Origin of the sequence: Bernardetia sp. Wsw4-3y2 (assembly GCF_037126295.1) — a bacterium.
In the GTDB taxonomy this organism is placed as follows: domain Bacteria; phylum Bacteroidota; class Bacteroidia; order Cytophagales; family Bernardetiaceae; genus Bernardetia.
Window position 1 is genome coordinate 3413423 of record NZ_CP147017.1, and the last position, 20327, is coordinate 3433749.

General features: G+C 30.9%; 19 protein-coding genes. 8 read left to right on the plus strand and 11 right to left on the minus strand.

Features of this window, described 5'->3' with window-relative positions; genetic code table 11:
• Position 1 precedes the first annotated feature (1 nt).
• From V9L05_RS13825 to V9L05_RS13835, 3 genes are all read left to right on the plus strand, one after another.
• Positions 2–577, plus strand: a complete 576-nt coding sequence (locus V9L05_RS13825) for a hypothetical protein (protein WP_338812485.1) — start codon at positions 2–4, stop codon at positions 575–577.
• A gap of 122 nt (positions 578–699) precedes the next feature.
• Entirely contained in the window at positions 700–1149 is a 450-nt protein-coding gene (locus V9L05_RS13830; RefSeq protein ID WP_338812487.1) for a hypothetical protein, read from the plus strand.
• A gap of 176 nt (positions 1150–1325) precedes the next feature.
• Positions 1326–1565: a hypothetical protein gene (locus tag V9L05_RS13835; RefSeq protein ID WP_338812488.1), complete on the plus strand. Its 240-nt coding sequence runs from the start codon at positions 1326–1328 to the stop codon at positions 1563–1565.
• 53 nt (positions 1566–1618) lie between these two features.
• On the opposite strand, the gene V9L05_RS13840 is transcribed toward V9L05_RS13835, so the two are convergent.
• The 4 genes from V9L05_RS13840 to V9L05_RS13855 all read right to left on the minus strand — a co-directional run bounded on the left by V9L05_RS13840 (position 1619) and on the right by V9L05_RS13855 (position 6787).
• Positions 1619–4234: a TonB-dependent receptor gene (locus V9L05_RS13840; RefSeq protein ID WP_338812490.1), complete on the minus strand. Its 2616-nt coding sequence runs from the start codon at positions 4232–4234 to the stop codon at positions 1619–1621.
• A 126-nt stretch (positions 4235–4360) separates the two neighbouring features.
• Complete coding sequence (locus V9L05_RS13845) at positions 4361–5146, minus strand: MAE_28990/MAE_18760 family HEPN-like nuclease (RefSeq protein ID WP_338812491.1); 786 nt, start codon at positions 5144–5146, stop codon at positions 4361–4363.
• A 3-nt stretch (positions 5147–5149) separates the two neighbouring features.
• Positions 5150–6190 (minus strand): DUF262 domain-containing protein, encoded by a 1041-nt coding sequence (locus tag V9L05_RS13850; RefSeq protein ID WP_338812492.1) that lies wholly within the window; start codon positions 6188–6190, stop codon positions 5150–5152.
• A gap of 87 nt (positions 6191–6277) precedes the next feature.
• Entirely contained in the window at positions 6278–6787 is a 510-nt protein-coding gene (locus V9L05_RS13855; RefSeq protein ID WP_338812493.1) for a hypothetical protein, read from the minus strand.
• Positions 6788–7060: 273 nt separating this feature from the next.
• Between V9L05_RS13855 and V9L05_RS13860 the strand changes: the two genes are divergently transcribed.
• Complete coding sequence (locus tag V9L05_RS13860) at positions 7061–9523, plus strand: Tex family protein (protein WP_338812494.1); 2463 nt, start codon at positions 7061–7063, stop codon at positions 9521–9523.
• Positions 9524–9636: 113 nt separating this feature from the next.
• On the opposite strand, the gene V9L05_RS13865 is transcribed toward V9L05_RS13860, so the two are convergent.
• From V9L05_RS13865 to V9L05_RS13890, 6 genes are all read right to left on the minus strand, one after another.
• Positions 9637–10509: an alpha/beta fold hydrolase gene (locus tag V9L05_RS13865; protein WP_338792653.1), complete on the minus strand. Its 873-nt coding sequence runs from the start codon at positions 10507–10509 to the stop codon at positions 9637–9639.
• Between the two features lie 109 nt (positions 10510–10618).
• Positions 10619–11254, minus strand: a complete 636-nt coding sequence (locus V9L05_RS13870; protein ID WP_338792652.1) for a TetR/AcrR family transcriptional regulator — start codon at positions 11252–11254, stop codon at positions 10619–10621.
• Positions 11255–11538: 284 nt separating this feature from the next.
• Positions 11539–13500 carry a transcription termination factor Rho gene (rho, locus tag V9L05_RS13875; RefSeq protein WP_338792651.1) on the minus strand — a complete coding sequence of 654 codons (1962 nt, stop codon included), beginning with the start codon at positions 13498–13500 and terminating at the stop codon, positions 11539–11541.
• A gap of 561 nt (positions 13501–14061) precedes the next feature.
• Positions 14062–14367: a hypothetical protein gene (locus tag V9L05_RS13880; protein WP_338792650.1), complete on the minus strand. Its 306-nt coding sequence runs from the start codon at positions 14365–14367 to the stop codon at positions 14062–14064.
• Positions 14368–14446: 79 nt separating this feature from the next.
• The gene (locus tag V9L05_RS13885; RefSeq protein ID WP_338792649.1) at positions 14447–14929 is read right to left on the minus strand and encodes a hypothetical protein; all 483 of its coding nucleotides are present in this window, start codon (positions 14927–14929) and stop codon (positions 14447–14449) included.
• Between the two features lie 131 nt (positions 14930–15060).
• The gene (locus V9L05_RS13890) at positions 15061–15516 is read right to left on the minus strand and encodes a hypothetical protein (RefSeq protein WP_338812495.1); all 456 of its coding nucleotides are present in this window, start codon (positions 15514–15516) and stop codon (positions 15061–15063) included.
• Positions 15517–15714: 198 nt separating this feature from the next.
• Between V9L05_RS13890 and V9L05_RS13895 the strand changes: the two genes are divergently transcribed.
• Positions 15715–15876, plus strand: a complete 162-nt coding sequence (locus tag V9L05_RS13895; protein ID WP_338812496.1) for a hypothetical protein — start codon at positions 15715–15717, stop codon at positions 15874–15876.
• A gap of 167 nt (positions 15877–16043) precedes the next feature.
• Entirely contained in the window at positions 16044–17786 is a 1743-nt protein-coding gene (locus tag V9L05_RS13900) for a sodium:solute symporter (protein WP_338812497.1), read from the plus strand.
• A 79-nt stretch (positions 17787–17865) separates the two neighbouring features.
• On the opposite strand, the gene V9L05_RS13905 is transcribed toward V9L05_RS13900, so the two are convergent.
• Positions 17866–18189 carry a hypothetical protein gene (locus V9L05_RS13905; RefSeq protein ID WP_338792642.1) on the minus strand — a complete coding sequence of 108 codons (324 nt, stop codon included), beginning with the start codon at positions 18187–18189 and terminating at the stop codon, positions 17866–17868.
• A gap of 257 nt (positions 18190–18446) precedes the next feature.
• Between V9L05_RS13905 and V9L05_RS13910 the strand changes: the two genes are divergently transcribed.
• The gene (locus V9L05_RS13910; protein ID WP_338812498.1) at positions 18447–19031 is read left to right on the plus strand and encodes a GNAT family N-acetyltransferase; all 585 of its coding nucleotides are present in this window, start codon (positions 18447–18449) and stop codon (positions 19029–19031) included.
• A 368-nt stretch (positions 19032–19399) separates the two neighbouring features.
• On the plus strand, positions 19400–20233 hold the full coding sequence (locus V9L05_RS13915) for a succinate dehydrogenase cytochrome b subunit (protein ID WP_338812499.1): 834 nt from the start codon (positions 19400–19402) through the stop codon (positions 20231–20233).
• Positions 20234–20327: the final 94 nt, after the last annotated feature.

Sequence of the window (20327 nt, forward strand, 5' to 3'; positions counted from 1 at the left end):
TATGCATGATATAGAACCTTTTTTTGGTTGGGAGTTTAGTTACGATTCGAATGCTGATGAGCGTTCCCCTTTTTATGAAGCTGAGTACGACACTAATCAATATACAAATACAATTTACGGATATTATATTCATCCTTACTGGGATTTTATAGGCTCTGAAACACTTTATGTAAAGGTTTTGATGGCTGATTATCATCGTAAGTTTGTCATTATAGAATTTTTGGGAGAATGGAATGATGCCCTACACAACGATATTATGCATCTCAAAAGAAATGTCATCGATTACTTTACTGGAGAAGGAATTACTCATTTTATTTTGATAGGCGAAAATGTCCTTAATTTTCATGGCTCAGATGATGAATATTATGAAGAATGGTTTGAAGATGTAGAAAATGGTTGGATTGTTCTACTGAATTTTAGAGAGTTTGTACTTAGAGAAATGAATACCTATAATTTGGATTCTTATCTGATTTGGGGAGGAGTTTTAGATGAAATAGACAACTGGCGAACCACAGACCCAAGAAAACTATTTGAATTTGTGAGAAAAGAAGTCGAAAAACGAATTGCTTTATTTTAATCAATAGAACTCAAGAATTAAAATCACACAAACAATATATCAAGTAAATGTGTTCTAATTGTACAGATTTTCAAAAATCTATTTTTTTAAACTTTATTTTTTAAACTTCAATTTATAGAATTATGTTCACTCAAAAATCATTAGGAAAAACTGCATTTTTATTTGCTTTTTTATTCTCTTTCGCTCTTTTATTTTCTTCTTGTGCTAAAAAAACAGTTTCACAAGGAACAGATATTTTTGATGATAAAGTGCCTGTAGAAGCTCGTATTACTAATAAATATACACAAAATGTAGGTAGTACAATGAAATACTTTGCTGTCTTATATTATTTTGCTTCTCCTGAAGTAGATAGCTCAGAAAAAAATACAAATGGAACAAATCAAAACTTAGAAGATGTTTTGGAAGATATTGGAGAAGGAATCAAAAACACAGGTAAAGAAATTGGAAGAACAGATAATTTGACTTCAACAAGTGTAGAACTTACCAAAAGTCAATATGACAATCTTAATGTAGGAAATAATGTAGCTATTTATTATTCTACCGAAAATAAGAAAAATATTTCTTTTCGTTAAGAAAAATAAGAATATATTCTAATTGTCTGACACTTTGAAGTGTCTTGACAATCTTCAGAATCACAAATCAATTTAGTTTGGTTTGTGATTTTTTTTGGCAAACAATAACATTTTTTTATCACGAATGTTGAAGAAGAAGAAAAATTGTAACTTACAACAAATCAACCCAAAAAGAAATGGAACAATTCAAGAATCAAGAAGCATATTCAACAATTACATCCTATTCACAACAATTCGAAAAATTATTTGGATTAGCCATACAAATAGATACATCTGATGACAAAAAAGTATTATTACGAGTAAATAAAAGCAATCTTAGAGGTGAATATGATATTGACACACATGTAGGAAGAATGAATCATTATTTTAAACCTTTAGTAAAGGATGATATTGAGTTTGATATTGTGGTTTCGTAGAAAAACGATATATTCAATTAGTCTATAGACTGGGAAGTCTGTGATGCAAACCCCTAAAAACTAGCTCCCAAAGTCAAGAAAAAGGCTCTTCCATCAGCAGGAATAATTCCTGGTCCAGGATAACCGTCTGCACGTCTTGTAAAATACGAATTGTTAGTCAAATTATTTATACTTCCTTCTAGTTTTAGCCACTTATAAGAATAACTCATCGACAAATCCATTACATAATAAGAAGGAATAATTCCACTAACAGCCGTTGCACTTCGGACAACATTGGTAGCATCTGTAAAATGTTCTTTTGTAAAAGAATATTGATAGGAAAGTTTGAAATCTTTATAACCAAACTGCAAACCTGTACGCAATGTAACAGGAGGAACAAGTTCAACTTGTCTGTCTAAAATAGCCGTTTCTTCTGATTTTACATAACGACTTTTTAAAATTGCCGTATTCAAATAAAGTCCTAAATAGGATTTTGGTAAAATACTCTCAATCCAATTATTACTAATTTTTCCTATATTAAATTCTAAAAGAGATTCAATTCCATAAATTCTAGCTTGAGCAATATTCCCTCTAAAACGATATGGATTATACGTTGGAGCAACTCCTTTGCGTTCTACTTGGCTGATTCTGTCATTATAATTCAAGTAAAAAAGACTTACATCAAATTGTAAAAGTGTATTTATTTTTCCTCTAAAACCCAAATCTGCATTATAACCACTTTCATCTTTTATATCTGGACTGATTACCAAATTTGGATTCTGAATACGCAAATCACTAAAGGTAACCGAACGGTAATTTTGTGAGAAATTTGCATAGATTTCTAATTCGTTTTTGCTATATTTTTCTCTAAAAATCGGTTTATAACTAATTCCAATTCCCCCTAAAATGAAACTTCTAGGACGCTCCAAACTCTCTTCATTTTTAGTTTCAGAAATAAGGTTTCCTGCAAAATCAAAAACTCGTTCTTTATAAAATCCGTCAGCTTGTGTTTTGATATATTCAGCTCTAATCCCTGGGGTAATACTCCATTTATCAGAAAGATTAAATACATTTTCTATAAAAAAAGAAGCATTTTGATTGGGAAATTCATACGAAGAGTTTTCTAAATTTTCAGAATTGAGGAAGGTAAAGTTAGGTTTGTTGGTAGCATCAGCATCGCCTTGTCGCTGCGTTGTGAAGCCATTATAATACCTAAAACCTGTTATGAAAGCGTGAGTTTGTTTTTTGAGTTTCTCTCCTAAAAAATTGATAGAATAACGATGTAAAAGACGAGTTTCATTTCCAAAATTTTTGAAATCTCCATCAATCATGGTTCTATTTTTCCCAAAGTCAATGGTAGATATTTTATCTAAATTTCCTACTGTTTTTCGTCCTGCTAAAAGTCCGAAAGTACGACTATTGATTTTGGTTTTATCAGAAATTTTATAATCTAGAACTACTGCTCCCAAATTCCAATTTACAGCAAACCAATTTCTATCTCGGATGGATTGACGTGGGTTTTGCTCAAATAAAACATCTGTCAGTCCTCCAGCTTGCTGTGCTAAATAATTCATTCCCGTATATTCTACCGAAATTTTGAGTTTTGAAGTGGGTCTAAATGTCAGTTTTGCAAAACCTGTATGGACATCAAAACCAGAATTTTCTCTCCAACCGTCACCACGTTTGTATTGATAAAATCCGTAATAGCTTACTTTTGAATTTGCATTTTGATTTTGTTTTCCTAAATTTCCACCAACATCAACAAAACTACTCGTAAAACCAAAAGAACCGATGGTTTGACGTAAATTGACTTTAAAATTATCATCTTTTGGTGCATCTTTCATTACAAAATTCAACATTCCTCCAAACTGCGTTCCGTATTGCAAAGAAGCTGCACCACGCACAAGTTCAATGCGCTCAACTGCCTCAACAGGTGGCGTATAGTAGCTTTCAGGATAACCCAAGGCATCAGCCGAAATATCATAACCATTTTGGCGAGTATTAAAATTTGCTGTTCTGTTTGGCGAAAGTCCTCTTGCTCCGATGCCTAATTGAATACCTGCGCCATCACTTTCCCACACATTCAGACCTGCTACTTTTGCATAAATTTGTCTTGAATTGTTGGATGCCAAATTTGCTGTTGTGTTGCTTAAAACGATTACTTCACTCTTTTTGGATTCATAAATTCCCATTCCATCGACAGCATTTAGGCGAGCCATTAAGTTGGAATTTGTAAGCTCTGATTGTCCTTCTACTACAATTGTTTTTAAAGAGTCTTGTAATTCTTCTAAATTAAAATCTATGGTTAATGTAGTATTATTTTTTATATCTATTTCTTTTGAAGCTGTTTTGAAACCATATAAATAAGCAACCAAAGTATAAGTAGATTGAGTAGAAACAGGAGTGAAAAATTCTACTAAAAAATTTCCATTCTCATCACTTTGAGCATATTTATTTAGTTCTTGGACTACGATAGTTGCGCCAAAGAGAGGCTCATTCCTAGAATAAGAAGATGTTGAAACATTGCCTTTTATTCGGATTTGAGTTTCTAGTTTAGGAGTTTTTGTAGCAACAGTTTCAAAACTTTGTGCATTTTGAGCAAAACTAAAGCTGCAAATCAAGCAACAACAGCAAAAAGTGAAAATATCTTTACAAACACAACACACCGAATCTTGAAAAAAAGGTTTCATTTATTTAGACTAATTATAGACAATCTCATTTTGTGCAAAATTAAGACACAGAAGGCATAAAAAAAAATGACTTCTGTCATTTTTTAGAATAATTCTAAATAAAGATGAGAAGTTTTGAATTGAGGTTTACACTTTAAATTCTTCGTTTTCTATGTAATTCTTGATATTATTCATTAAACTATTGAAATATTGAGTAACTGTATTTTTGAGAGCAATCATTTCTTCAATAGATTTATCTTTTCCAGCTTCTGAAAATGTTATCTCTCCGTGTGCTAATTGATTTCTTTTGTTTTTGATAATTAATAATTCATTAGCAATAGTAGTTGTAGGTAAAGTGAATCCGTATTTTTTGGCTAGTTCTTCCAGTTTTTTAGCATCTATATTTCCAGATATTTCTCCTCCCATTTTTTCTAAATAGGCTTGATAACCTATTTTAATATCGTTATTTTTATTTTTAGATTTAAACTCTACTTTTTTATCCATTAATGAGTTAAATCTGTTTATCAACTGAGTTCTATCTTTTATTCTTAAACTTTGTTGTTGGTTCTCACTATCTGGTTTCATATTAAAGTGTAAATATAACTCTCTCATCTCTTTTTTTAAATTATTGAGCTTTAGGTCAGACTGATTTATCGCTAAAAAAATAGCATCAATTCCTGCTGTTACAGAACCTTCTATTAAGTTATAGAGTAACAAATAAGCATTTGCTTTTAAAGTTTTCTTTAACTCACTTGAGAAAGGATATTTAGAAGTGTTTTTCAGATGTGAAAGGTTAAATTGATTTAATCTCTCCTCATCTTCAAAAATAGAATCTTCTAAGTTTATATTTTTTGATTTATCAATGACAAATATAAAATCAAAATAATCATTTATTTCTTGAACTCTGTTTGTATAATCTGCTAAAAAAATCATGTTTTAATTATTTAATAATCTATCTCTAACAAATTCTATTCTACTCATAACACGTTTTGGTGAATTACTAGCTTGTCCTTTTATTTCTTGTTCAAACTCATCGCTTTCTAACCAATCCATATTTTGAGGATGTAAATTAGGATTTTTTTCTAAAGCTAAATATACTCCAACCATTATGGCTTCAAAACGTAAACGGGGTGTTTTTTTAGAATTTACATTTTTAGTCAATCCATTAGGAAAATATTTTTGTACAAATTCCAAAACCTTGTTCAATCTATCTGTGTATTCTTCTTTGCTAAAACCATCATCATTTTTATGCTTCATGTAGTTGTCTAGAAAATCATTGACATTTCCTTTAAATTCTAAATATTCGTCAGAATATGCAAAAAATCTTAAAATGAGTTCTTCTGGTTCTTTTCTATCAGTTGCTTTTTTTGTAAATCCTGTTAATTCTTTGAATAAAGAATTTTTAGCACATTCTACTACAAATTTTGTAAATTCTCCTTGGTAACTTCCTAACCTTTTTTCCATGTCTTTCAATAAATCACTTCCTGTATTTATTCTTTCAAACATCATAAAGCGAGCATCATCATTACTTTTTTCTGAAAGTACAATCATTCGTAATGTTGTATTAAGAAATTTACGTTTTCTAGCAACAGGTAAATCATCAAATCGACAATCATTTATACTTTCTAATACTTCTAATTTGATAAGTTTAAACTTATTCTCTACAAATGCTTCTAGTGTTCGTATTCTTTGTGAACCATCCACTATTTCTAATCTACCCTCTTCTGTTTCTGCTGTAAATATATAAGGAATAGGCAAACCTAAAATTACAGATTCTATAAATTTAGATTGTCTTTCGATATTCCAAACAAAAGCACGTTGATAATAAGGAACATATATTTCATTTTCGTCTGTTTCTTTATCTTTTGTGTATTTAGACAATAGAAGTTCGATAGTAAATTCTTTTGTATCGTAATCAACAGTTTTTTGTTTTTCTCTGATTTCAGCTTCTATTTTATCTGTTTGTATCGCTTCCATATTTTTAAAATTATAAATTGAGGGATAATTTTATGTTTTGACAAAAATATATAAAATAAATGACTTTTTTGTTATGAAAAATCTTTATCAATTTTGAATAATCCGTTCAAAAATAATTGCATCTTTTAGTGTATCATTTTGATAAACAATAGCCACTTTAGTTCGTCCGTTTGTGGCTGATATAGTGAATCTTTTGGGATTGCTTTTTTCCATGTTTTCTACCCAATTTTGTTTTCTTGTACGATCTAAATTATCCAAAATAGAATTTATCCAAACTGAATCTTCTGCATTCTCATTTTCTGCTTGATACATTCCGACAAGCCATTTATCAACATTAGTTGCATCTACTTTTAAAGCCATTTTATAATCAGAATAGGAAGCAGCAGGAATGAAAACGATTGTATTTCCAAAACCATTAGTATTAAAAAGAGAATACTCTGTATCTAAAATTTTAGAGTATTCTTTGATTTGTTCTGATAAAATTTCGATACGTTTTTCTTTGCTTTCTACTTCAAAACTTTCTAGTTTATTGTCTGATTTAGAGTTACAGCTTACCAAAATTAGTAAAGCAAAAATAAAAGGTGTATGTTTTTTCATAAATCTCCTGAATGGTTTAGTGTTCACAAATGAACAATATGTAGGACTTAACTCGTACCAAGTTAAAAGAATTTATCCAAAAAATAATACTACCATAGATTCCTAAAAATATCATTCTATTTTAATAAAATATGAAAAATATAGACGGTGTGGTTTTAAATAATGTGAACTTTTTTATAAAAATAATTCATGATTTTTTCTTATTTTTGCTTACATAATAAGCAAACTATTTTCATTTTTTCGATTTATATAAGATAAGAATAAGATAAGACTATGGATCAGGCTCTTTTAGATGCTCAACATATCGTTCAAATCGCTGCCGAACTTGGTGTGCGTGTCAAACAAGTAGAAGCAACTGCACAACTTTTAGATGAAGGAGCAACTGTTCCTTTTATTTCTCGCTATCGAAAAGAAGTTACAGGTACACTTGATGAGGTACAGGTAGCAAGTATTCGTGATAGACTCTCACAACTTCGTGAATTGGATAAAAGACGTGAAGCAATCTTGAAATCGATTAGTGAACAAGAAAAACTCACTCCTGAATTAGAAGAAAAAATAAATGCTGTCCAAACACTTTCTGCTTTAGAGGATTTGTATTTGCCTTACAAACCAAAACGTAAAACTCGTGCTTCTATGGCAAAGGAGAAAGGTTTAGAGCCTTTAGCCTTACAGATTTTGGAGCAAGGAAGAATGGATTTAGAAAGAACTGCTAAACAGTTTATTGATGAAGAAAAAGGTGTAAAAACACTTGATGAAGCATTAGCAGGAGCAAGAGATATCATTGCTGAGCACATCAATGAACACGCAGAAACTCGTGCAAAAATGCGCCAAGTTTTTGAAAAAGAAGGCAAAATTTCGGCTAGAGTAATTACAGGAAAAGAAAAAGAAGGTGAAAAATATAGAGATTATTTTGAGTGGGAAGAGCCATTAATAGAAGCTCCTTCTCATCGTGTTTTGGCACTTCGAAGAGCCGAAAAAGAAGGTATTTTGCTCTTAGATTTACAACCCAATGAAGACCGAGCAATTACTTTATTGGAAGATAATTTTGTTCATAGTAACACAAAATCTTCTGAACAAGTACAAATGGCTGTAAAAGATGCTTACAAACGTCTTTTGAAACCATCTATGGAAACAGAAATTCGTATGCTTTCCAAACAGAGAGCAGACGAAGAAGCTATTACTATTTTTGCAGAAAATCTTAGACAGCTTTTATTATCTGCTCCTCTAGGACAAAAAAATACATTAGCTTTAGACCCTGGTTTTAGAACAGGCTGTAAATTAGTTGTCTTGGACAAACAAGGAAAACTGCTTTATCATGATGCCATATATCCAAATGAACCTCAAAAAGATACTGTAAAAGCAGGAAATATAATTTTAGCTTTAGCAGAAAAATATAATATAGAAGCTATTGCAATTGGAAACGGAACAGCAAGTAGAGAAACAGAACGTTTTATAAAAGCAATTCCAAATCTGCCTAAAAAGATTCAAATTGTAGTTGTTAGTGAAAGTGGAGCATCAATTTATTCAGCTTCTGAAGTTGCTCGTGAAGAATTTGCAGACTATGACTTGACAGTTCGTGGTGCTGTTTCTATTGGTCGCAGACTTATGGATCCGTTGGCAGAATTGGTAAAACTTGATCCCAAATCTATTGGAGTAGGTCAGTATCAGCACGATGTAGACCAAAAACAACTCAAAAATAGCCTTGATGATACAGTTATGAGTTGTGTAAATGCTGTGGGTGTAGAAGTAAACACAGCTAGTAAAGAATTATTGAGTTATGTTTCTGGTTTGGGAGCTTCTCTTGCAAAAAATATTGTAACATTCAGAAATGAAAATGGAGCTTTCAAAAGTAGAGCGCAACTCAAAAAAGTGCCTCGTTTGGGAGATAAAGCCTTCGAACAAGCAGCAGGTTTTCTTCGTATTCGTGATGCCAAAAACTTACTAGATGCAAGTGCTGTTCATCCAGAAAGCTACCCAATTGTGGAGAAAATGGCAAAAGACTTGAACACAACTGTCGAAGAGCTTATCAAAAATGAAGAACTTCGTAAGCAAATCAATCTTAAAAATTATGTTACTGATACAGTCGGACTTCCCACGCTTGAAGATATTGTTTCAGAACTTGCCAAACCAGGGCGTGATCCTCGTGAGCAGTTTGAAGCCTTTTCTTTTGTGGAAGGAGTAGAAAAAATGGAAGATTTGCGTGTCGGAATGAAACTTTCAGGCATTGTAACTAATATTACAGATTTTGGTGCTTTTATAGATGTGGGAGTTCATCAAGACGGACTGGCACATATTAGTCAGCTTTCAGATAAATTTATCAAACACCCAACAGAAGCTGTAAAAGTCCATCAGAAAGTAGAAGCTACAGTTATGGATATAGATTTAAGCAGAAAAAGAATTGCGTTAAGTCTAAAATCTGATCCTTTTGGAGCAAATCCAGTTGGAGGCGAAGCTAAATCTTCTCGTTCTGACTCCAAAACGGAAAGAAAATCAGAAAGAAAAACAGATCCTAAAATTGGTGCAGACCGAAAAAATGATTCTAAATTCTCAAGAGGAAGTTCAGTATCAGAAAATGAAAAAAATAAAAGTACAGAACGTCCAGTAAGAAAATCATCTTATAAAAAAGCTGATTCATTCAATAAAAGACAGGAAAAGCCAAAAGAAAAACCACAAGAAGAAACAGGTGGAACAATGGCTGATATGTTGGCTGCACTCAAAAATAAATTTGGTAAATAAAATGTAGTTTATGCTTTAGCCTGAGCAAAATTTAATTTTCAAAAAAACAAAACTCCTTATTCAATTCTATTTTGGATAAGGAGTTTTTTAATTCCTATGTTTAGAGTTACTTACTAATAAGTAAGTTCTTTGTCTATAAAAAATAATTCTAAATCTGCTTTTTCAGAAGTTGAAGTCTTAAAGATTGAATCAAAATGAGAAATAATTGTATCAAAATAGAGTTCAGGATTTTTCTTGATAGGTTCTAAATGAGCTGCTTTTTTAAATACCAAAAGTTCAGTCTCTATATTTGATTTTGCTTTTAAACGTTCTCCCATTTCTACTGGTGTATGAATATCTTCATCGCCATATATCAAAAGCATATTTTTTAAGTGTTTAATTTGTGATACTTTATCTATTGGGCGAACTTTATTTTCAAAATTTGGGGCAACAGTTTGCATAAATTTTAATATTCTTGCAGAAGAAGGGTAATGTTTCCAAAACTCTGGCAAAGAAGTAAGAGGAGCTTCAAAAATAGCTGTTTGAAAGTTATGAGTAGGATTTGCTAATGCACAAATTCCCCAAGCTGCGCCTTGTGAAACACCTAAATAACCCAAAGGAAGTGAAGGTGTAAGTTCTTCTAAAACTTGTGAAGCTGCCAATACATCAGCAGGAAAATCAAAACTTCCATTCTGACTTTCTCCAAAACCATTTAAATCAATTATAAAAATATTATATCCATTTTCTCTTAATTTTTGTGCTGTATTATTGCTCAAAAAATAACCTTTTGATGATTTAAGCATTGGAGGAACAAGTAAAAGACTTGCTTTTGAATTCTGAGTCAATGCGTCAGCAAATAAACCTTTTAAAACAAAACCATCTGGATTAAGAAAACTAATTTCCTTCCATTGTTTTTGCTGAGTTTCTGATAAAGGATTTTTCCAGTTTTTGACAAAGAAATTACCAAAAAAAGGTTTCTTAAGTAGTTGTTGCAAAATAATATTCATAGATGTTGAGATTTATACTTACTAATAAGTAAGTTGTTTGTAAAAATTTAATCTAAGACAAAATAAAGTGATTATAAAAGTTTTGTAATTGATAAATAAGAAAAGCTATTTATTTTTTTGTAAGAAGATTTGCCAAAATTTGCTGTTTTGCTATTTGATAGACTTCTTTTCCATGTAATCGTGCTATCATGAGTGAGCCTTGAAGGGTCAATAGAATATTCAATGCTTGGTACTTTGTTTCTCCTACAAATTGAAATTCGCCTTTTTCTAGCCCTTCTTCTAAGATTTCTGTATAAATTTTTCTTATAAAATAACCTAATGATTGTGCTTGTTGCTGCATTTTTTCAGGAATAGAAAAAAAATCTGTGCCTGTAGCTGCTACTAAGCAAATACGATTTCCTTTTTCTATTTGCCAACCGTACATACCCTCAATATATTGTTCTAATTTTTCAGTTGGAGAAATATCTAGGGTGTCCATTTTTTCTTTCCAACGTTCTAGTCTATTTCTTGAATGTGTAATTATGGCAACTCCTAAATCTTCTTTTGACGGAAAGTGATAATGAATAGCTGCATTTTTGATTCCCAATTTTTCAGAGATATGTTTGTAGCTAAAACCATTATAACCAAACTGTTGAAAAAGAGCTTCCCCCAAATAAACTATTTTTTCTCTTGTATCAAGTTTTTCTAATTTATGATCCAAGTAATCAAAAGAATAAGAGTGAGAGGCAATGGTAATGTCTGACATAAAAAATAGTAGAAATAGATAAAAAACAATTACGACCTGCTAAAGCAGCGAAGCTAATTAAAAATTACGAGTTTAATTGTTTGATTATCAGTTAATTAATAAGTAAAAATTAGTGATTTACTAAATTCTTATTGCCAAAGAAAATGATTGACTTTGATTTTACTAACGCAATATATGAAAAAATGTTTTACTTACTACTAAGTAAGTTTGATTTTTTGTAAAAAAAAAGCTATTTCCTTTATTAAGAAGAAATAGCTTTTCTTTATTTTTTATAAAAATAATTCTTAATTATCCATAGAAGCTAAAAATTCATCATTTGATTTTGTACCTCTCATGTGTTTGAGCATATAATCCATTGCTTCGTTAGAGTGCATGTCGTTCATCATTCTACGCAAAATCCAAACACGTTGTAAAGTCTCTTTATCTAATAATAAATCTTCACGACGAGTACCAGAAGCAGGAATGTCAATAGCAGGATAAACTCGTTTGTTGGCAAGTTTACGATCAAGTTGAAGTTCCATGTTACCTGTTCCTTTGAACTCTTCAAAGATTACTTCATCCATTTTCGAACCTGTATCAATAAGAGCTGTTGCAATAATGGTAAGTGAACCCCCATTTTCTACATTACGAGCAGCACCAAAAAAGCGTTTTGGTTTGTGGAGTGCATTTGCATCAACACCACCAGAAAGAATTTTTCCTGAAGAAGGAACAGTTGTGTTATAGGCACGAGCCAAACGAGTAATTGAGTCTAAAAGAATCACTACATCGTGTCCACATTCTACCAAGCGTTTGGCTTTTTCCAAAACCATATTTGCTACTTTTACGTGTCTGTCTGCTTGCTCATCAAAGGTAGAAGCAACCACTTCTCCTCTTACACTGCGTTCCATATCAGTTACTTCCTCTGGACGTTCGTCTATTAAAAGTACAAGTAAGTAACATTCAGGATGATTTTCAGCAATAGCATTTGCAATTTCTTTCAAAAGAACAGTTTTACCTGTCTTTGGCTGGGCTACAATCATTCCACGCTGTCCTTTTCCTATTGGAGCAAATAAATCCAACATTCTAGTTGAATACGTATTTGCTTTTGTAGAAAGGTTTAAACGTTCACGAGGAAAAAGTGGAGTTAGGTGTTCGAAAGAAACTCTGTCTCTAATTTGCTCAGTAGTTTTTCCGTTTACAGATTCAATTCTTAGTAAAGCAAAATATTTTTCTCCATCTTTTGGTGGACGGATTTGTCCTTTTACAGTATCGCCAGTTTTGAGTCCTAAAAGTTTGATTTGAGAAGGTGAGATATATACATCATCAGGACTAGCCAAATAGTTATAATCAGAAGAACGTAAAAAACCATATCCATCAGAAATTACTTCCAAAACACCTTCGCTTGTTACGACACCGTCGAATTCACGAATATTATATTTTTTGTTGGAAGAACGCTCATTTCGTTCTTTTTTGTCTGAATTTCGGTCATTCGTTTTGTCTGTACGTTCTTTTCTATCATTTGAGCGACTTGTTCTTTCAGACTGTGTATTACTTTGGTTTGAATTAGCATCTTCACCTGATTGAGAACGTTGAGAAGCTCTTTGAATAGGTGCTTTTGTTTCTGTTTCTTTAACGTTTACTCGGCTTCGACGACGTAGATTCTCGCTCTCATTGCGTTCTTCATTGCGAGCATCTAATCTTGAACGTCTTTCAGTTCTTTCTTTAGAATCTTTCGTAGAAGTAGAATCAGCAGTATCTTTACTGTCTTTATTTTCGCTTTTACCAATAAGATTTGCACGTTTTCTTTCACGGAGAGTTTCTCTGATTCGTTCTATTGAATCATCTTTTTTCTCGTCATCTTTTTTCTCTTCTTTATCATCAGTAGAGGTTTTGGTAGCTGTTGCTGTTTCTGTAACATCTTTTTTAGCTTCTTTTGCCTCACTTTTTGGCTCACTATCTTCTTGCTTGTCTTTTTTCAAGAAGCTAAATGTAGGAAGTTTGTAACCCACCTCTTTTTTTTCTTCTTCTTTGACTGCTGTTTTTTCAGTAGAGATAGCTTCTTTTTTAGAAGATATAGAAGATGTTTTTATTTCTTCTTGTTTGTTGTCATTATCTTCATCTTCCTCTATTTTATTAGCTTGATGATCCAAGATTTTATAAATAAGGTCTTTTTTGGGTAAACGGCTATGATTTTTCAAGCCCATTTCGGTAGCGATAGTACGCAATTCGGAGAGTAAGCGAACGTTGAGTTCCTCAATATTATACATATTGACTTATATAGGTTGGTAGGAATAATGGTTTAATTCTAAGAAATTAGTTTAGAAAATTCTAGTAATGGAATAATCTATAAAAATATAGAAAAAACGTGAAGTTGTAATAAAAAATATTTAAGTATAAAATGATAATAATACTATCATTTTGCTTTAATCTATTAAATAGAAAATTGAAAGGATAAATTAAACCTAAAAAAGAAAATTAGACTAAAACTTATCTGAATAAAACATATTGTAGGTTCTTCTTATATTTCCTTCGTTGTTTTACATAGGTAGCAGGAAGGAAGTTGTAAAAAGTAAAAATACGCTTTTTGAAAAGGTAAGAGGAAATATTTTGATTTCTATAAGAAACTATACAAAACACAAATTCAATTAAGTATTAATTAAACCAAGTGTCAAAACGAATACGAATTCATTTTATAAATTTATCCTCTTTTTTGTCCTTTAGTAGTAATATTATAATTCTGTTTTTAAAGGACACGTAAATATAACAATTTTTTTGATTAATATTGCTATTTCTGCATTATTTTTTTTAAAAACACTTTGAAACATACTTTATTTGTTCCAATATTTCCAAAATGCCCAGAGTTTTCTGTCTCTAAGATATTCTAAATTCCATTCATTCTGATAGGCTTCTTTTTCAAAGACAATATTCATATAAGCTGTATGATGTCTTTTGAGTTTGATAAGTTGAAAAAAATAATTTCCTAAATAAACTAGATAGAAAGGAATAATACCCATTTCTAATTGTTGATAGAGGTGTATTTTTTCATGATTGATTAATACTTTATCAAATTTATCTTTTTCTGAATCTACCAATACAAAAGGAAATAAAGCCATTGCACGAGGTGGATTTTTCAAAATTTTGAACAATAAAGGATTTGCAAGTAGAATCAATTGATTTTTTTAAATTAAGATTTAAGACTAGAAATAAATAATTCTAACGGCTAAATTGTTTTTTTTCTTCGGGAGACAAATCATCCCATTTATTTTTGAGAGCTTCTAAGTTTGGAATACAACTTTCTAAACCTATTTGAGTACATAAAGTTTTTATATCTGTCGCAGAAACAGATTTTTTGTTACTAATTTGTTTTATGATAAAAGGCGAAACTATTTTGGCTGTTTTTTCAGCATCTATATCTGAGAGTTTTAAACTATCCCTTAATTTTTTGGTATGAAAATATTCCATTAAAGAAGTAATTTGAGCTGTCGAAAGTGAAGTAGCTGTTCCATTATAAATTTTCAAAAACTCATCAAAATGTCCTGCACCTGCTTCACTTTCTAAAAGACGAATATAAGAATCTTTAGCAAGGACAAAAACTTGATTTGTTTTTTCTTCAGAAATATTTATTTCATTTTTTACTTTTTCTGCTAGATTATTTTTAGCATCATTGATAATTTTATCGATTGGGCTGGTAGTCATGATTATTTAATTATTTATTTTTGAATGTGTTGATGATAAAATAATAGAAAAATGAAATCAAAATTTCTCATAACCTCAATTTATAAACTAAATCAGACTATGAGAAATAGTAAAATCAATAAAAGAAGTTTTTAGCTAAAAAAACCACCTTTTCCACCAAATAATCCACCAAGCATTCCTCCAATATTATCTAAGTTATCAAGTCCTAATTTTGACATCATCGAACCTTCATCTTCTGCACTTCCTGTCTCAGGAGAACCAATTTTTGACATAATAAAAGGAATGACCATATTAGAAACCATTGCAGCCGTTTCTTTCGAAACCCCCATTTTTTCCATCATATCGCCTCCGAATTGATTTACAAGACGCATAACCATTGGATTTGCTGTTGTGGTGCTTGCTTTTCCATTAAAAATATCTAAAAGTTGTGGCAAATTTCCACTCAATGCTTCACTTGCCATTTGAGTAAGAAATGAATTTTTGGCAACATCAACTGTTTCTCCTACTTGTGAAGAACTTAGTCCTGCTTCTTCTTGAAGTTGAGTTCCTAGTTGTCCTTGTGTGAGTTGTAATAAATCGTCTAACATAAGTTTTGTGTAGTTTGTGTAAAGTTAAAATTGATTTATAAATGAACTCTACAAGATACTATTTTTTATGAAATTTCGTAAACACTGTTTTTCAAATACACAAAAAATGCTAAAGGTTCGCATAAAAGTTGGCATTGAATAAAGAGTTTTGATTAGTTTTAGGATTAATAACCTGTGATACTTCAAATTACAAAAATTATGAAAGAATTTACAAAAAATAAAAACGAGCAAAATGAACAAAATGAGTTTGAAAAACCTCCTATCTTTGGAACATGGAAAATGTTTTATAGCGTCGTCTTGGGTGAGTTAGTGCTTTTGATTGTTCTTTTTTATTTGTTTGGAGAATACTTTAGAGCTTGATTTTTTGAACGCAGAGGAATACAAATACAGAGAATACAAATTTCTTTTTTAACCACAGAGTTTATAGAGGAAAGAGAGAAAATACAAATACATTTTAATAATACAGATTAAACACAAAACAGAAAAATACAAACTAAAGTATTTAACTGATAACTGATAACTGACTTATGAATCCTTTAGATTGGGCTGTGCTGATTGCTACACAAGTTTTGATTATCGCTTATGGCGTATGGAAAACTCGCAAACAAAGTAAAAATTTACAAGGCTATTTGCTTTCTGATAGAGATATGAACTGGTTTACAATCGGTCTTTCTATTATGGCGACACAAGCGAGTGCTATTACGTTTCTCTCTACCCCTGGACAGGCATTTGGCAACGGAATGGGTTTTGTGCAATTTTATTTTGGTTTGCCTATCGCTATGGTTATTTTATCAATTACTGCTGTTCCGATTTATCACAAACTCAATGTTTATACAGCTTACGAGTATCTTGAAAACCGTTTTGACTTAAAAACTCGTTCGCTCGGTGCTGCTCTTTTTCTGACTCAGCGTGGACTTGCAGCAGGACTTTCTATTTATGCACCTGCTATTATTTTGTCGACAGTTTTGGGTTGGAATATTTATTATTTAATTGTCATTATTGGTCTTGTTGTGATTGCTTATACCGTTTTTGGAGGAACAAAAGCTGTTAGTCAGACCCAAAAACAGCAAATGTTGGTTATTCTGATTGGAATGGTAGCAGCAGGTTATATTTTGGTTTCACTTTTACCAAAAGAAGTTTCGGTTACAGATGCACTTAGTGTTGCTGGTGCTGTGGGAAGATTGGAAGTGATTAATTTGGATTTTGATTTGAATAACCGTTATAATGTTTGGTCTGGAATTATTGGAGGTTTGTTTTTGGCGTTGTCGTATTTTGGAACTGACCAATCGCAAGTTCAGCGTTATCTGACAGGAAAATCTATCGCACAAACTCGTGTAGGATTACTTATGAATGGAATGGTGAAAATTCCGATGCAGTTTTTGATTCTTTTGGTAGGAATTTTTCTTTTTGCTTTCTATCAATTTTATCAACCACCAATTTTCTTTAATACCAATAAAAAAATAACTTTCATTGAAGAAAATCCAACAAAAGCAGATTCTTTAAAGAATATAGAAACGTTATATACTCAGAATTTTGAAGAGAAAAAAGAGGTTATTTTTGAATTTTTGGAAGCAAAAAAAGAAGCAGAAGCTAAAAATGTAGAATTAGATACGATGTATGCAAGTCGTATCAGAACCTACAACGTACAAAATGATACATTGAGAAATCAAGCAACAGCCATTATTAATAATATTGAAAAAGGAAATAAATTAGAAGCTAAAAGATTGAGTAATAATGATTTGGATTATGCTTTTATCAATTTTGTTTTAGATTATTTGCCTATTGGTTTGATTGGTCTTTTGGTTTCTGTGATGCTTTCGGCTGCGATGTCATCGGCTTCTTCCGAACTCAATGCGCTCGGTTCTACGACTGTTATTGATATTTATAAACGCTCTCTTGTAAAAGATAAAGACGAAGAACATTATGTAAAGGCATCAAAAGGTTTTACTATGTTTTGGGGTGTTTATGCGATATTTTTTGCTATGCTTGCCACACAATTAGATAATCTGATACAGGCTGTAAATATTTTGGGTTCACTTTTTTATGGAACAATTTTGGGAATATTTTTGGTCGCTTTTTATATCAAAAAAGTAAAATCAAATGCTGTTTTTTATGCTGCTGTTGTAAGTGAATCTTTAATTCTTATTCATTATTTCTTCTTTAAAGAAACTTTTGAAATTGGTTTCCTTTGGTATAATCTAATTGGTTGTGTGATGGTAATATTTATGGGGATTTTGTTTGAAATGTTTTTGAAGAAGGACGTGAAGTAAATTACTTTTGATATTTTAGAATGAAAAAGAAAAACTCTGATAGTCTAGTATCAGAGTTTTTGTAATTAGGTAGTATCAACTATTCATCATAATTTTCATTTTCAGAAAGGTAATCTACATCAGCATGTTCGTCTTCGTATTGACTTTTGACATTTTCTTTCAAATATCCTTCATCATCAAAATCGTCATCGTCTTCAATAAGCTGAAGAGCCGTAGCTACTGACATTCTAACCAAGTAAATTTTCTCATCTGTTTCGAAGCGTAAAGCACTTACAGTTTTATTATCTTTATTTTGAAATGTAATTAAATGTTGGCTATATCCTTCTGGGTAGACAAGTTTAATCTGTCCCTGTAAATCAGAATTTAATTTTTCGAAATCGGTAATGACACGTGCTTTGTTCATAGGTTTTGGATTAATTAGAATTTATGATTATTCGTTGGATTTTCAGAACGTAAAATTATTTAATCTTGTTTGAAAATTTTGTGTTAATTTTAAACTAAAGTAAACTAGTAGTAAACTCTCATTTTTGCAAATATATTTCAAAAATTAAAAAAATACTTAATTCAAATTGAATATTTGATTAGAAAGAAATTTGAACTTTTTCCAATCCAAAAAAGGTAATACATTGAAATAAATTATCAATTAAAAATTTTTGCGTTATGGATACTAAAAAACAAAATATAGAAAGCCTACAACTAGAATCAGAAAGGTTACTACTAAATTCTCTTTCTTACAAAGACATTCCAAAAATTATTGAGTATGCAGTAAATCCAAAAATATCAGAGAATGTAATCAATATTCCTTTTCCTTATTTTGAACAAGATGCCATTTTTTGGATAAATAGTGCCAATCAAGACCTCAAAACAGGAGAAGCATACAAATTTGCTATTCGCCTTAAAGATGATAAAAACTTAGAATTTATGGGAGGAATTGGTCTTCTAGTAGACAAAAAGCACAACCGAGCAGAACTAGGTTATTGGATAGCAGAGCATTTTTGGAGCAAAGGTTTTATGAGTGAAGCAGTAGAAAAAATACTAGAATTTGGTTTTGAAACAGTAGAACTGAATAAAATTATAGCAAATCATTTTCTAACCAACCCTGCATCTGGCAAAGTAATGATAAAAAATAAAATGATAAAAGAAGCTGAAATAAAAGAGCATTTCAAAAAGGGAGATACATATTTAGATATAATTCAATATCGCCTAACAAGAAAAGAATATCAAGAAAGTGTTTACAAAAAATAATTTCAAACATCTATTAGATTCAAGAGTACTTGAAAATGATAGGTGTTTTTTTTATAAAATTTCAATTCTGCTAATTTTATAAAGACTTTATTTAGAAATATTCAAAATAAGCAAAAATTACTATTACATATTGCAATGCTATTTTTTGCAACGTACCTTTGAATACATTTTATTGATTTGCTCAAAAACTATGTAAATAGCCTTTTAAACAGTATATTTATAGCATGTTTATAAATGAAATTTATTCAAATAGCAAAACAAACAAAATCAGTAACGAAAGATTTATTCGATACTCTTTTATTGTTATTTTAAAATAGTAAATTTCAAACTCTTATTAATTATTTTTTAATCAACTTAACCAACTTCCTATGAATTGGATTATACGCACCCTGACAAGCAGCGTAGGCAAAAAAGTTTTGATGTCGCTAACAGGGTTATTCTTAGTAACATTTCTGATTGTTCACATGGTCGGAAATTTTCAATTATTGTATCCAGATATTAAAGGAGCAGCCGAAAGTTTTAATATTTATGCCGTTTTTATGACGACATTTCCTCTTATTAAAGTTACTTCCTATTTGCTATATGGTTCTATCTTGTTCCATGCTCTTCTTGCTCTTATTTTGACTTTACAAAACAAAAAAGCTCGTCCGACAGGATATGCTATTGATGGAAGTGCAGAAAAATCTTGGGCTTCTCGTAATATGGGTATTTTAGGAACAGTAGTTTTTGTTTTTCTTATTGTTCACATGGGTAATTTTTGGTTTCGTTATCATTTCGGAAACATGCTACCTGTAATGCAAATTGATGGTGAAATTTATAAAAATCTGTATGCCATTGTAGCAAGTTCTTTTATGGTTTGGTGGTATTCAATTTTTTATATTATTGCTATGCTTGCTGTTGGGTTTCACTTATGGCATGGTTTCCAAAGTGGTTTTCAAACACTTGGTCTTAATCATGTAAAATATACTTCTTTAGTTTCATTTTTGAGTAAAGCTTTAGCTATTGCTTTTATTGTAGGTTTTTCATCTATGCCTTTATATATGATGGCTCGTTTTGGAATAGCAAATGATTTTGAAACGGCTGCCCAACACGTAAAAGAAAAGTCTATTGAAGCAGGTGTAGAATGGAAAGTAGCTGATTGGTCAAACATGGACAGAATTCGTTCTTGGGAACAATTAGAAACAACAGCAGACACAGAATAATTTTTGCCTTGCCGTTGTTGGTGTTCTCACCAACGACAAACTAATTAGTTTTTTACTTAGAAAAATTCTAAATTAAGGTGCGTTTCAAAACTTT

Bases quoted from the DNA above. Each gene is read 5' to 3' on its own strand.
- V9L05_RS13825 (WP_338812485.1), top strand. From the start codon at position 2: ATGCATGATATAGAACCTTTTTTTGGTTGGGAGTTTAGTTACGATTCG.
- V9L05_RS13830 (WP_338812487.1), top strand. From the start codon at position 700: ATGTTCACTCAAAAATCATTAGGAAAAACTGCATTTTTATTTGCTTTT.
- V9L05_RS13835 (WP_338812488.1), top strand. From the start codon at position 1,326: ATGGAACAATTCAAGAATCAAGAAGCATATTCAACAATTACATCCTAT.
- V9L05_RS13840 (WP_338812490.1), bottom strand. From the start codon at position 4,234: ATGAAACCTTTTTTTCAAGATTCGGTGTGTTGTGTTTGTAAAGATATT.
- V9L05_RS13845 (WP_338812491.1), bottom strand. From the start codon at position 5,146: ATGATTTTTTTAGCAGATTATACAAACAGAGTTCAAGAAATAAATGAT.
- V9L05_RS13850 (WP_338812492.1), bottom strand. From the start codon at position 6,190: ATGGAAGCGATACAAACAGATAAAATAGAAGCTGAAATCAGAGAAAAA.
- V9L05_RS13855 (WP_338812493.1), bottom strand. From the start codon at position 6,787: ATGAAAAAACATACACCTTTTATTTTTGCTTTACTAATTTTGGTAAGC.
- V9L05_RS13860 (WP_338812494.1), top strand. From the start codon at position 7,061: ATGGATCAGGCTCTTTTAGATGCTCAACATATCGTTCAAATCGCTGCC.
- V9L05_RS13865 (WP_338792653.1), bottom strand. From the start codon at position 10,509: ATGAATATTATTTTGCAACAACTACTTAAGAAACCTTTTTTTGGTAAT.
- V9L05_RS13870 (WP_338792652.1), bottom strand. From the start codon at position 11,254: ATGTCAGACATTACCATTGCCTCTCACTCTTATTCTTTTGATTACTTG.
- rho (WP_338792651.1), bottom strand. From the start codon at position 13,500: ATGTATAATATTGAGGAACTCAACGTTCGCTTACTCTCCGAATTGCGT.
- V9L05_RS13885 (WP_338792649.1), bottom strand. From the start codon at position 14,929: ATGACTACCAGCCCAATCGATAAAATTATCAATGATGCTAAAAATAAT.
- V9L05_RS13890 (WP_338812495.1), bottom strand. From the start codon at position 15,516: ATGTTAGACGATTTATTACAACTCACACAAGGACAACTAGGAACTCAA.
- V9L05_RS13895 (WP_338812496.1), top strand. From the start codon at position 15,715: ATGAAAGAATTTACAAAAAATAAAAACGAGCAAAATGAACAAAATGAG.
- V9L05_RS13900 (WP_338812497.1), top strand. From the start codon at position 16,044: ATGAATCCTTTAGATTGGGCTGTGCTGATTGCTACACAAGTTTTGATT.
- V9L05_RS13905 (WP_338792642.1), bottom strand. From the start codon at position 18,189: ATGAACAAAGCACGTGTCATTACCGATTTCGAAAAATTAAATTCTGAT.
- V9L05_RS13910 (WP_338812498.1), top strand. From the start codon at position 18,447: ATGGATACTAAAAAACAAAATATAGAAAGCCTACAACTAGAATCAGAA.
- V9L05_RS13915 (WP_338812499.1), top strand. From the start codon at position 19,400: ATGAATTGGATTATACGCACCCTGACAAGCAGCGTAGGCAAAAAAGTT.